Genomic DNA, 12639 nt, shown 5'->3' on the forward strand with positions numbered 1-12639 from the left:
AGGGCGATAGCTCAGCGTGAATGACCGGTCGCCCATTCCGTCAGCGCCTTGCGCTCGCTCGGCTGCATCTGCGTGGCATTGCCGGGCGGCATGCGCTCGGTACCCACCGCTATCGCGATCTGACCGGCGTAGCGAGGCAAAGTGTCGGGAGTGAAGACGATCCCGCGAGGCGGCGAGGCCATGCCCGGATAGCTGGGTTGCGCAGCGTGGCAGGCTGCACACCGGCGCAGAACGATCTCCTCCGCGAGCAAGGGGCGGTTATCGGTTGCGGGGCCATGCGCATGGCGCTCGATGCGAACTTGCTCCGCCCCATTCCGGGCCCACGCAAGCCAACCTGCTCCCAGGCCAACCGTCACTGCCGCACAAGCGGTGATCCAGCGAAATCGCGAGGGCATGACGCCGCCATTCCTGTGCGTCGCTTCAAGTATAAAACGCGATATCACGCTAAGGACCAGAACCGTGGCGATGGTGAGAAAGGCGTGGCCATTGGCCCGTACGACGGCCCCCATATGGCTGGACAGCATCAGGAAGACTACCGCCGGCAGGAGGAACGAGTGATGGTTACGTCGGTCCCAGAGCTGCTTTTTCTCCGGATCGGGACGCTCGCCTCTGACCAGGGCGTCCACCGCTTCGCGCGTCGCCGGGTAGAGGTACCACAAAATATTGGTAGTGATGGTCACCCCCAACATCGCGCCGATCTGGATCATGGCGCCGTGCTGCGAGAACTTACTGGCGTACGCATAGACCCAGGCAAGAACATGGATCGCGCAGCAAAGAATGTAGGTGCGTCGATAAGAAAGCGGAATGCGGTTAATGATCTCGTTGATCAATGGGGCACCCAACAACCCCAGCAACGAGAAAGCGATGGCCGCTCGCCCTGACATTGAAAGAACACCGGGGTCGATCAGATAGGCTTGGGGCTGGCGGTAATAGATGAGACCGAACAACACCAGGCCCGTGAAGAACAGCCAGCGAATCTGATTGAACGACCAGACCAGGCCTTCGAGTTCCGACGCCGTCGGCGCGGCCACTTTCGTGGTCCGCCAGAAGCCCAGGCTATGAGTATCCCAAACCTCCAACTCGGCGCTGGGACCGACCAATGGCCGAGCCCGGAATGCCAGGCGCCTGAGCCACAAGCCGAACCCCATCCATGCGACCGCAGCAAGCACATGCAACCAGCGGGCCATGTCGGCAACGAAATCGAGCAAGGTATCGACTATCACGAGGTTTCCTTCCGTCCCGTCCCGATAATCGAGAAACCCGTCCCGAATTCGAGCGCTTCCTGGGTCCAGTGCGTACCGCCATAAAACGCTACTTCCGAACAGCGCGGCGGTTCACTCACGCACCCTCACTGCAACACGCCCACTGCGGCGTCGCGGAACCTGACCTTTCCGAGCACCACGAGAGACACCTTGAGCTCGACCCGACAACCGGCCGCAGACCTTGGGCCGGCCACGAGCCCTTTGAGAGCTCTGCCGCCAATGAAGATCCGATGCGGTGCCGCAGCGGTTGTCTGCAGGCGTTCGCCGGAACTCACCCACGCGCATGCATCGACGCCCCGCCTTTGACCGATAGCCCCCGCTTGATCAATGCGCCATGGATTAGCTCGAACCGCGAGCGCAATCATCCGGGCCGCCCTCGCCGCTCACGTGCAAGTCTGGATACGGATTTATTTAAGACCGCAATCGAGGAGTCGGGCGTTCGCACGCGAATATCGCCTTCTGCAAGTGTGATTGATCCCGCGTTTATCTGTGATTGTCATCGGTGTCTTGGTCTTCTATTCGCACACACCCTCCCGAAGTATGGATCCGGATCGCGCCACCCGATCTTTCCAACACTGCGCGGCCAGTTCGATCGCTGCGTTACTAACCACATAACTAATCACGTAAAGAACTCTTGGGGAGTGGATATGAATAGTGCATTCAAGCGATACCCGCGCATCTGCGCGCTTTCGGCAGCCGTAGCGCTGTGCGTCAGCGGCGTAGCCGGCGCTCAGTTGCCGGACAACCGGCCGGAAGGCGGAGATCCCAACCGCGTGTGGGTCCGCTTCCAGCCGGGCCAGAAGGCTCAGGTCAAAGCGCAGATCCAGCAGACCGTGAGTGCGGTGCGTGCGGAAACGGCCAGCATGGCGCGCGCCTCCGGCGCCGCCGCGCCGAGCATTTCCAACGGCAAGACGCACTACGAGTTCGACCACCTCAACGCAATGGTGGTGTCGCTGCCCGAGCAGGTCCTGCGCAAGCTGCGCGGCAACCCGAACCTGGTCGTGGAACGCGACGTACCGCGATACCCGATGGCGGAATATCTGCCCTACGGCATTCCGCAGGTGCAGGCGCCCGATACCGTCGCCAGCGGCGCCGATGGCCACGGCGTCAAAGTCTGCGTGATCGACTCCGGGCTGCGCGCCAGCCACGAGGACTTCGCCGGCATTACCGTCAGCGGATATGCCAGCACGGGCCAGACCTGGAACACCGACACCTGCGGCCACGGCACCCATGTGGCCGGCACCATCGCCGCAGTCGGCAACAACGGCAAGGGCGTGATCGGCGTCAGCCCGGGCAAAGTCTCCCTGCACATCGTCAAGTACTTCGACGGCCCCACCTGCGGCTTCAGCTACGCCTCCGACCTGGTCAACGCGGCCAACCGCTGCGCCGAAGCCGGCGCCAAGGTCATCAACATGAGCCTCGGCGGTGGGCTGCCCAGCAGCAACGAGAGCACTGCGTTCACCACTCTGTTCAACCAGGGCATCGTGTCGGTGGCGGCGGCCGGCAACTCCGGCAATACCACCAAGAGCTATCCGGCCTCTTATCCCGATGTGATCTCGGTCGCCGCGATCGACGCCAACAAGGCCAAGGCTTCGTTCTCGCAGTACAACGACGCCGTCGATATCGCCGCGCCAGGCTCCGACATTTCCAGCACCTATCCCAAGATCGGCCAACCGGTCGCCGTCGGCAGCCAAAGCTTCGACAGCCTGCCGATGGTGGGCTCGGCCTCTGCGGCGGCCAGCGGCGGACTGGTCGATGGCGGACGTTGCGCCGCGGCCGGTGCCTGGACCGGAAAGATCGTGTTGTGCGAGCGCGGCGACAACACCACCTCGGACAAGGTGAACTTCGTCAAGAGCGGCGGTGGACGCGGCATCATTCTGTACAACAACGTCTCCGACCCCTTCCCCTACAACACCGGCCTCCCCGGCGGGGCCACCACCACGATCAGCGCCGTGGCCGTCAGCCAGGGCAGCGGTCAGGCCCTGCGCGGTTTGACCGGCCAGACCGCCTCTATCAATCCCAGCTACACCTTCGACGTCAACAGCTATGCCGTGCTGAGCGGCACCTCGATGGCCAGCCCGCACGTCGCAGGCGTCGCGGCGCTGTTGTTCAGCGCCAAGCCGAGCGCGACCGCCACGGAAGTGCGTAATGCACTGACGAGCAGCGCACTCGACCTGGGCACGGCCGGGCGCGACAACGAGTACGGTTTCGGCATGGTGCGAGCGTTCGAAGCGGTGGACGCATTGATCGGCGGCGGCCCGGGCAATCAGGCGCCGGTGGCGAACTTCAGCTCCGCCGTCAGCGGCCTGACCGCCACCTTCAGCGACAGCTCGACCGACAGCGACGGCAGCATCGTCTCGCGCAGCTGGAACTTCGGCGACGGCACCGCGGCCTCCACCGCCACCAACCCCAGCCACGCTTATGCCGCGGCCGGTACCTATAACGTCAGCCTGACCGTCACCGACAACGCCGGCGCCACCCACACCAAGACCGCTTCGGTCACGGTGGCGGCCCCGGGCGGCGGCGTGCAGACCTATACCAACGACGCCGACTATGCGATCAAGGACAACACCACGATCGAAAGCCCGATCGCGGTGGCCGGCCGCACGGGCAACGCCCCCAGCACTGCGGTGGTCACGGTGGCGATCGACCACAGCTTCCGCGGCGACCTGCGTGTCGACCTCGTCGCGCCGGACGGCTCGCTGTATTCCATCAAGGGCTTCAATGCCAGCGACAGCGCCGACGACGTTCGCGGCACCAAGACCCTCAACCTGACCACCGAAGGTTTGAACGGCACCTGGAAGCTGCGCGTGCAGGACAACGCGACTAACGATATCGGCACGCTCGAAAGCTGGAGCATCAAGTTCTGATGATGGCCTTCGACAGGACTCGCAGAACGATTCTGTAACTGCGGTTACGGATGAGGTAAAGAACCCCGGCTCCGGCCGGGGTTTCTCTTTGAGAGCCCCGAGGTGGAGGTACACCTGGGGCGAGCCGGGCGCCGCGCAATATCGATGTTTTAGAGAGTCTCACCAGCAAGGGCGATGGGGACTACCACCCGTACAACAGGGAAGCCGCCCTGCTTTGACCCTATCATCGACGGGCATCTCATCCTTCGATCGGCGTTCGCCGGTTGCGTTGTCGGAATCAGCGGGGCCCCTGGCACTCTTTAGTCATGCCGCTCAGTACCTTATGTTTCAGCATCGCGATTTCGACCTGAATCTCATATCCACTCCAGGTGTTATCCAGCGGCGGCAGCGATTTCAACCTGGCGTCGAGCGCGTCGATTTCGGTCGCAGCTGAGGCCGCTGACTGGGCACATTGCCCGGCGCTCAACTGCCTCATCAGCAGTTCGATTGAGGCCGAAATGGTGCCGAGCTGCCGGTCGTAGCAAGTGCCAATGATGTTCCCGCAGCCGCCGAAGCTGCATTGCTCACGGTCCGCCTTCGTCTCCGTCATGCATTCATCGAACTGTTTTCTCGCCTCCGCCTGTATGCCCTGGGCGAAAGCCACCGCGGGCAAGAGAGCGTAGATAGAAAGAATAGTCTGTGCGAGTTTCAACGCCGGACCCTCGGGCGGGGCTAAAGTCGCGCCGAAAATCGGCTTCGGATTGAACGAATCGCTAGACCTTTCCCAGCCCGGCCCAGACCGCGTTGCTGTGGAGCCTGAAGAACGAGAACAGCGAACCTGGAGGCCCAAAGACAGAAACAAGGCCATAGAAGACGGCACTTTTCCCTTGGGCTTTGGCCGCCTTGAACAAGTATGTGGCGGTGATGAGATTAAACAGCCATACCCCCACAAGCACTGGCTCGCCCGGCAGACCAAACTGACCGAGGACAAACATCAGGACGATGCCAAGAACCACCTCAAAAAACAGGAGGCGGCCGGCTATGGAGAGGTTTGGTTCTCTTTGGCTCATCAGTAATTTCAACCTACGCCTAGCGCCGTAATTAATCTGAGCCACGAAGCGGTTTCGGCTTCGACGAATCGTTAGAACAGGGCCCGTCTACCGACAGCATGGCGCTTATACCGCTATCAGAACTTGTGATCGCTACTGAGACACGCATGCCGTCTCCCAAGATAATGCGGCGCAGCCATTGCTCAGCGATTCGGAGACTCATTGGATCGCATCCTTCAGCGAAGCATGTCAGTTTTCCGCGACGAGAGAAAGCCTCACAGACGGCAGCCCGACATCGAAGTAATGGCGATGGACCTCTGAAAGAGTACCGGAGCGCCAGTCACTGTCCGACCGGTTTGACGAGACGCAGCCGCAGCTAGGACAAGGTTTCCCAGGCCCGGTCAAGAACCCGCACAATCCACAAGCAGCCGCTGATGCTGTCAAGGGGGCCTAACGCCTGAATTAGTTCGAGCTGCGAAGCGGGTTCGGCTTGAATGAACTATTAGGTGCCCACCAGTCATGGCGACCGCAGTTCCTGCTTACACACAACCTTACCGTCTTTGTTGAATCCGATAACGTCCCAGCTAGCGAAGACAGCGGCGCCATACATGTACTCATGCGCGATATCAGGTCCGTCGCACCACATGGGGCCTGGAGAAGTGTTGGCCATGACGGGGCGACCCACAACTGCCAGAACCCGCTCTTCCGTTTCGCCGATTGAAATTCGCGAAACCCATTCCGAGTAATGACTTACGCGATACCACCACCAGCTCATGTATCCGGCAGCCGCAGCTCCTAGAACCAAGACGACCACCTTAGAAGCGCGTTTCATCTGCGATGCCCCTCTATCCGGCGCCTAACGCCCTAATTAAGCCGCGCCGCAAAGCGCGCTCGGCTCGAATGAATTGTTAGCTGGCGGCCTACTGCTCCCACAGTATCTCCAACCCCTTATGATCACCTAGAGCAAGGGATATCGTCTTTTTCCCGTCTGGAGAGTTAAGCCCGTTGAAGTAAAGATCAATCTTGTCGTCAACACAGCCTGAAATGTGTATGAGCGCCTTACCGCCCCCGACGCGAAGGTATTTTGGATTCAGGTCGGAAATCTTTTTGGGAACCGGATTCCCTGGGAAGTCCATGCTAATTGGATCTAAGTTTTTCCGCCTGGCATCAACAGACTCTATATATTGATAGAGCTCAGCAAGCCGCTCGTCCGGCAGCGCACGCATTGCCCGAATTGCGTCTTCGTTTCCGCCGCACCAACAGCCGGCAAGTAGGAAGACAAGACCCAGGTGGAATAAAGCACGAGAGAGTTTCATAGCTGCCTGCCGCTGGAGTTAAGCCGTGCCGCAAAGCGGGGGCGGCTTGAATGAATTGTTAGACCTTAGCGTATCCAACTGATCGCTTGGCCGATATAACACGTGCCCGCAGGATAGGGAAACCGGGTTTGCATCTGAGACCGTTCCTGCTCGCTCGGACTCACCGACTCGACCAAGCGGCGCCACTTCGACGCTGATGCCTTGTCTACAGCAGTCAACCGACCCAGCGCAAAGGCAGGACACTGACTTTGGCATGACTTTGCAGAGTTGAAGCATCGTTCGCACGGCCAGACGCCATCAGTCCTGGCCGAACATCCGGCCCACGCTTCCCTGAATGTCGAAGATGTCCGAAACAGTGAAAAGCCCCACGCCTTGGGGCAGGTGCGCGTTATCCGGCGCGGTCTCCACGCAGGCCTTTACCAGTACGATCTGTCCGGCCGGGTCGGGCATGAACTTCATTCCCGCCACCGAATACTTCGACACGCTCTCGCTTCCGTCGTCATAGCGCTGCCCTTTGGCCCGTCTTCCAGTCAGTTCGGCCAAGCTAGGGACGTGGTCGAACACGGCGTCGTAGAACTCGATTATCGGGCTTTCATTGGGATTAACGCAGCCGTGCACGTAAGCGGCGTAGTAACGGCCGTCGAGCTGCATCGAGACGACGTCGGCGGCGCGATGGAAGCTCAGGCTGTCGGGATGACCGGGTGCGCGCTTGAGCGAGGCCGGCGCAGTACGCAAGAACATCGTTTTGATGGCGTCGCTCCTGCGATGGAAGTCGTCGCTGAGGGCGACTTTCGTATTCAGAGCGTCGATAGCCACGTCAGCGCGCGCCGCGATGGCGGCATCGGCGATGCCGTACTTGTGCAACAAGATTGCTAGCGCCACCGCGGTCTTGTCGCGATAGATCGGAGAGGCGGCATCCGCCCCAGCCTGCAGCACGCAGTTCCACCGACGCAGCAAGGGCACCAAGGCGTGGGCGGCCGGATCGGCAGCGATTGCACGATCGTACTTAGCGTAAGCGAGCGTGCTACCGAGCTGTCGCGCGATGTCTTCGTCCAGATTCTGCACTAATGTTCTGGCAGCGAGTTTGTCGAGAGCCTGCGCGTGGGTGACGTTGGTCATGCAGCTTGTCCAGTGCCTTCGAGTACCGATGAAATGCTGCTCATTGAAACTTGACCGGCATCTGAAGCTAGCGTGGGCCAACACCACCCCACCAAAGCGAACAGCTCTTTCCGTCGGCGAGAGCGCTTCATGCATAGGCATAGCCACGATTAGCCCCAGAGTCGTGGCGTAGCGCGGATTGTGGGCACGGCTTGGATAGCCCGCCAATCGGGTTTTGCCCAAACGAAACCATTAGTTACCGCGACATCACGGGCCGGCAGAGCGGGCAAAATTGCGGGTGTTGATCAGAGCCCCTTTCCTGCGCGCACACTGAGCATCCGGCTATTGAAATGGCGCTCTGACCCGATTCTATTTCCACATGGGCAGCGAGTTGTTGTCGACACAACCCGTACCCGCGACTCGGTTCCTTCACTGAAAGGCCAGCGTGAGGACGCGCAATGCATCGCGCGTTCGCCGATCGCTGAGGTTGCTGTAAAGCATCACGTCCTGCGAGCGAATCGCCGGCAGCGACAGGATCCCACTGACGTCGACCGTGCCCGGCGGCGCCGCGCGCCGTGCCAACAGCGCCACCGCGAGGCCGGCGACAGCGGCGGCACCCAGGATTGCGGCACCCTTGCCTACGAAGACTTCGCGCCATGCGACGCCGGCCCGGTCAAGCGCGCGTACCGCCTCGATGCGGATGCGGCACGACTCGCCTTGCGTCGCCAACGGCAGTGGCTGGCCGGTGCGCAGCTCCCAGCCGGCCGCCGCGAACCATGAAAAGGACTCCGCGAACACAACCTTGCCCCGCTTGCCGCGATCCTCGGGACGCAGCACCAGCACGGCGTCGAGCTCCCCGCGCTCCTGGCCTTGCATGAGTTCCTTGGTGCCGCCTATGCGCATCTCGACCAACAGGTTCGGATCGTGGTCGCGTATCTGCCGCAGCAGAAGCGGGAGTTCGCTGCCGACCAGTTGCTGGTTGATGCCGATCGCCAACCGGCGCTGCTCGGTCTCGAAGGCAGCGGCCGCGCGATCGTGCGACGACACCAGGTCGCGCGCCACGCCGAGAAACGCCAACCCCTCGACCGAAAGGCGAACATGCCGCGGTGTGCGTTCCAGCAAGCGGCGGCCGAGTTGTCCCTCCAGACGCTGCAGTTTGAGGCTGACTGCGGACTGGGTGGTGCCCAGCACATCGGCCGCGCGGGTGAAGCTGTGCAAGTCGGCCGCCAGCAGAAAGGCCCTGACCGCGTCCACGTCCATCGCTTTCATCTCGAATGATTCGATTTTTAAATGTCAGATATCTTTGTAAATGCATTCTTCATATCGATCAAGCGACTTAGGATGGGACGGTCGATCCCCAACCCATAAGGACTCACCGCGATGAAACCATTGACCGGCGCATTCGTCGCAATGCTGGCAGGACTGGCCGCGCGCGACGCGTCAGTTCCGACAAACGCCTTCCCGCTGCAAGGCACCTGGACCCTGGTCGCCGCGGACAAGGTCTTGCCGGATGGCAAGACGACGCGGGACTACGGCGAGCGCCCGAAGGGCAGGCTTGTCGTCGATACCAAGGGGCGGTATTCGCTGCAGATCTTCAAGTCCGAACGCCCGCGTTTCGCCAGCGACAGCAAGGCCGATGGCAGTGCCGACGAGTTCAGGTCCGCGGTCATGGGCAGCAGCACTCACTACGGCACGATGTCGATCGACGATCGGGCGGGGATGCTGCTGTTCTCGATCGAAGGCTCGTCCTTCCCGAACTGGGAAGGCACGACCCAGAAGCGCCAATACAAGTTGGATGGCGCAGAGCTGCGTTACAAGGTGCCGCCCCGGGCGGATGGAAGCATCCCGGTGTCGGTGTGGCAGCGGCTTGATTAAGCCTTCCCCCGTTTCCGTTCGGAGGCAATCGCGCCCTCGATTCATTCTTCAAGCGATGGAGTCGTCATGCCGCACTTCGTAGTCGACTGTTCCCAGGGAGTACTTGAGATTCATAACGAAGAATCGATAATCGCTCGGCTGCATCGAGTGGCGAGCTGTTCGGGGCTATTCGAGGAATCGGACATCAAGGTCCGCATACTCCCTTTTCGAATCTATGCTGTCGGGGGCGGACGAGAGGACTTCATCCACACCTTCGCTTGGATCATGCAGGGACGCAGTGTCGAGCAGCGCGCTGCCTTGTCGAAAGCCATCGTCAACGAGCTGGCCGAAATGTTCCCACTGCTTCCTCGCATTGCAGCGAACATCGCCGAGTTCGAGCAGGCGACCTATTTCAATCGCGCAATGATGCAACTGCCTGGTCCGCGTATGGCGCCGTTGGGCATGCCGATCGGCACCGATTGACGGATATTCCACCGCGCCGCGAAGCGGCTTCGGCTTGAATGACTGTCAGGCGACCGGCTCGTGCAATTTGCTGGCCGCCAGAAGCAGGAAGCGGCTGCTCACTTACCCAAGTCCGCCCGCACTTGCCACCAGAAGCTCAAGCCTATTCCGGCGACACCCAACGGGGCTGCGATGATCCACGCCAGAGTTTCACTTGGGATGGAGGCAAAAACGAGCCAGCACAGCGTGGCGGAAACGGCTATTCCGACATAGAGCCGCCATGACAAGAATAGATCCCCGAGCTCGAAGATATCCATTAGCGCCATTTTTCTCTCCCCTGCCGCCTAATGCCTTAATTGAGCCCCGCCACGAAGCGGCTTCGGCTTCGGCTTGAATGAATCGTTAGGAGTGATACCAGTTACCTGCCACCACTTCGTTTTTGGCGGAACAAGAGAAAAGCGACACCCAGGCCGCCCCCTAAGGCGAGAAAGAACCAGGTGAAAATGTCTCTATGGCCGGTAATGGCCAGAACCAGCCCAAGACCAAAAGAAAGTGCCGCAAACAACGGCTGGACAGCGCGCTGAGCGGACAATAGACCTATGTTGCGAATGGACGCCTGTTGCACCTTCGACAAAGACTCGGCGAATGGTCGGCAGCTCTCGGAACAAGCGAGACCTCGCTCGACTTGAACGGCGCATGTGCGACAGACACCCTTGCCGCAAGATTTGCAGACACCAACGGCCGCGGTGTTTTGGTGTGCGAAACATTCCATCCAATCACTCCTGACGCCTAGATTAAGCCGACCCTCAGCGCAAACAGAAAGGAGCCGGCGCAGCTGCAGATACGGCACGACTGCCGAAGCCGCGAGGTGGTTTTGGCTTGAGTGAACTACTAAACGGTAACTCGTACTGAGTCGTGCGAACGCGCTACTGCGGAATCAGCCATTAGTCATCAACGTCGCCCAAACCATGCCCTACATCCTTTGAGTCGCTCGTGCCTATGCGCGCAAGCCAGGCGCCCTCATCCGCCGCGTCCAACCTGCCCAGACTCCTCAGCTGTACTGCAGCCGCCGTACACAGGGCTGCGGACCCGAGCGCTAGCCAGTAGATCCATTTCGCGGAGGATGCGACCACTGGGTGAATCACGATCACCACCAAGCAGCAGATCAGAGTGACGGCGCCAACACAGAAAGCCGCTATCCAAAGCTTGCGGCCCGAGGCACTACCCTTCGTCGCTTTCACCGGATCAGGTTTCACCGATCTCTCCCCGCCGTCTGACGCCCGAATGAAGCCGAGCCGCGAAGCGGGTTCGGCTCGAATGAATTGTCAGCTGGCCGCCCTACTGTTCCCACAGTGTTTCCGATCCTTTCCACTCACCAAGGGTGAGGGTGATCTTCTTTTTGCTATCCGGGGACTCAAGCCCATCGAAGAAGAGATAGATCTTGTCGTCAACACAACCTGAAATGTGTATGCCCCCCAAGACCATCGACCCTAAGGTATTTTGGATCCAGGTCGGAAATCTCTTTTGGAATTGGATCCTTATCGAAGCTCATGATAATCGGATTTGATTTTTTCCGACTTGAATCAACGGATTCAATATATTGGTAGAGCGCAGCAAGCCTCTCTTTCGGCATCGCACGCATTTTGCGCACAGCGTCTTCGTTTCCGCCGCAGCCACAGCCGGCAAGAAGGAGGACAAGGCTTAGATGGAGCATGACACGAGAGAGTTTCATAGCTGCCTGTCGCCGGAATCAAGCCAAGCCGCGAAGCGGATTCGGCTCGAATGAATTATTAGACCTTAGCGTATCCAACTGATCGCTTGGCCGATATAGCACCTGCCCCGCCCACCAGGCGCCCACCCGTTGCGCCAGCCTCATTGCGAGGCCACGACAAGGAGATGGGGCAAATATCGGGCTGTTTCGGCCCAAAATCGGCCTTGCGCCTGCCCCCCCCGAAACCATCGGCTATTGCAATAACAACCAAAAATAAGGCGTTCTTCGCCTAGCCACAAGGGAGCAAAAAACGGTTTGGCGCGGTGCGAAGGTGGAGCCAGGGGAACCCGGTTCAGCCCCCCTTGACCGGCCGATGGGGGCGCCCGGAGTCCCGGGGAGGGCCAATGAAGGATGGCATCAGGCGGCTCGGACCGACACTTGCGCCCCCTCTCGTACAGCCCCAGCTCCGACGGGCTGCCGCTTCCCGCCCGAGGCGCATTCTCCCAGGCCATCGGCCTTACTGCTTGACAGGTTGATGGGTAGGGCTGGACCCTTCGCGGCATGAACATAGATATCGAAAAGCTCAGCCTGTCGGAACTGACGTCCCTTCTGATCGCCGCGGAGCAGCGAAGGCAGTTGATATCCAGCCGTCGCCCCATCGCCTTAGTGCGTCGAAACGTGATCGCACTCGCGGCCCAGCACGGTTATACGATCGAAGAACTCTATGGGGATCGGCCGGTAGTTGAGATTGCCGGCAAGAAGCGGGCGCCGCGCCGAAAGGCGAGCAAGGTTGCCGCCAAGTACCGCGACCCGGAGAACAAGCGCAATACCTGGTCGGGTCGTGGGCGGATGCCGCTGTGGCTGGTCAAGAAAACGAAGTATGGCCGGAGCGTCACCGACTTCCTGATCCCCGGCCTGGCAAAACCGACCGCGCGCAAGAGCAGTTCAATAGGCCAACGAACACTCGTCAAGCAGCGCTGACGCAGAATCCTCGAAGCCTGAGAAAGCTGCGCGGCTCCATTCGGCCTTTTATGGCCT

At 60.4% G+C, this 12639-nt stretch carries 12 protein-coding genes; 4 read left to right on the plus strand and 8 right to left on the minus strand.

All coding sequences use genetic code 11. From position 1 onward, the window contains the following. Positions 1-11: 11 nt before the first annotated feature. Positions 12-1223 (minus strand): urate hydroxylase PuuD, encoded by a 1212-nt coding sequence (locus GLA29479_RS19515; protein WP_057916438.1) that lies wholly within the window; start codon positions 1221-1223, stop codon positions 12-14. A gap of 686 nt (positions 1224-1909) precedes the next feature. On the opposite strand from GLA29479_RS19515, the gene GLA29479_RS26010 reads away from it, so the two are divergent. Continuing rightward, a complete protein-coding gene (locus GLA29479_RS26010; protein ID WP_057972566.1) occupies positions 1910-4132 on the plus strand; it encodes a S8 family serine peptidase in 2223 nt (740 codons plus the stop codon). A 277-nt stretch (positions 4133-4409) separates the two neighbouring features. Here the strand turns inward: GLA29479_RS26010 and GLA29479_RS19525 are convergent, their stop codons facing one another. The 5 genes from GLA29479_RS19525 to GLA29479_RS19540 form a co-directional block, all read right to left on the minus strand. Further along, a complete protein-coding gene (locus tag GLA29479_RS19525) occupies positions 4410-4823 on the minus strand; it encodes a hypothetical protein (protein WP_057916436.1) in 414 nt (137 codons plus the stop codon). 61 nt (positions 4824-4884) lie between these two features. Next, on the minus strand, positions 4885-5181 hold the full coding sequence (locus GLA29479_RS19530; protein WP_057916435.1) for a hypothetical protein: 297 nt from the start codon (positions 5179-5181) through the stop codon (positions 4885-4887). Between the two features lie 899 nt (positions 5182-6080). Then, positions 6081-6476, minus strand: a complete 396-nt coding sequence (locus GLA29479_RS24825; RefSeq protein WP_144436632.1) for a hypothetical protein — start codon at positions 6474-6476, stop codon at positions 6081-6083. 297 nt (positions 6477-6773) lie between these two features. Then, positions 6774-7595, minus strand: coding sequence for a hypothetical protein (locus GLA29479_RS19535; RefSeq protein ID WP_057972568.1), 822 nt, complete (start codon positions 7593-7595; stop codon positions 6774-6776). A 408-nt stretch (positions 7596-8003) separates the two neighbouring features. After that, positions 8004-8843, minus strand: coding sequence for a LysR family transcriptional regulator (locus GLA29479_RS19540; protein WP_057916434.1), 840 nt, complete (start codon positions 8841-8843; stop codon positions 8004-8006). A 111-nt stretch (positions 8844-8954) separates the two neighbouring features. On the opposite strand from GLA29479_RS19540, the gene GLA29479_RS19545 reads away from it, so the two are divergent. Together GLA29479_RS19545 and GLA29479_RS19550 are read left to right on the plus strand one after the other, a co-directional pair. Beyond that, positions 8955-9449, plus strand: coding sequence for a lipocalin-like domain-containing protein (locus GLA29479_RS19545; RefSeq protein WP_057916433.1), 495 nt, complete (start codon positions 8955-8957; stop codon positions 9447-9449). 66 nt (positions 9450-9515) lie between these two features. Further along, positions 9516-9911 carry a 5-carboxymethyl-2-hydroxymuconate Delta-isomerase gene (locus GLA29479_RS19550; RefSeq protein WP_057916432.1) on the plus strand — a complete coding sequence of 132 codons (396 nt, stop codon included), beginning with the start codon at positions 9516-9518 and terminating at the stop codon, positions 9909-9911. Positions 9912-10009: 98 nt separating this feature from the next. Here GLA29479_RS19550 and GLA29479_RS19555 read toward each other — a convergent pair whose 3' ends face one another. Both GLA29479_RS19555 and GLA29479_RS24830 read right to left on the minus strand, forming a co-directional pair. Next, the gene (locus GLA29479_RS19555) at positions 10010-10207 is read right to left on the minus strand and encodes a hypothetical protein (protein ID WP_144436633.1); all 198 of its coding nucleotides are present in this window, start codon (positions 10205-10207) and stop codon (positions 10010-10012) included. Between the two features lie 1130 nt (positions 10208-11337). Next, positions 11338-11622 carry a hypothetical protein gene (locus tag GLA29479_RS24830; RefSeq protein WP_144436634.1) on the minus strand — a complete coding sequence of 95 codons (285 nt, stop codon included), beginning with the start codon at positions 11620-11622 and terminating at the stop codon, positions 11338-11340. A 540-nt stretch (positions 11623-12162) separates the two neighbouring features. On the opposite strand from GLA29479_RS24830, the gene GLA29479_RS19565 reads away from it, so the two are divergent. Continuing rightward, on the plus strand, positions 12163-12582 hold the full coding sequence (locus GLA29479_RS19565; protein WP_057916430.1) for an H-NS histone family protein: 420 nt from the start codon (positions 12163-12165) through the stop codon (positions 12580-12582). Positions 12583-12639: the final 57 nt, after the last annotated feature.

This window comes from Lysobacter antibioticus (assembly GCF_001442535.1).
Classification (GTDB): domain Bacteria; phylum Pseudomonadota; class Gammaproteobacteria; order Xanthomonadales; family Xanthomonadaceae; genus Lysobacter; species Lysobacter antibioticus.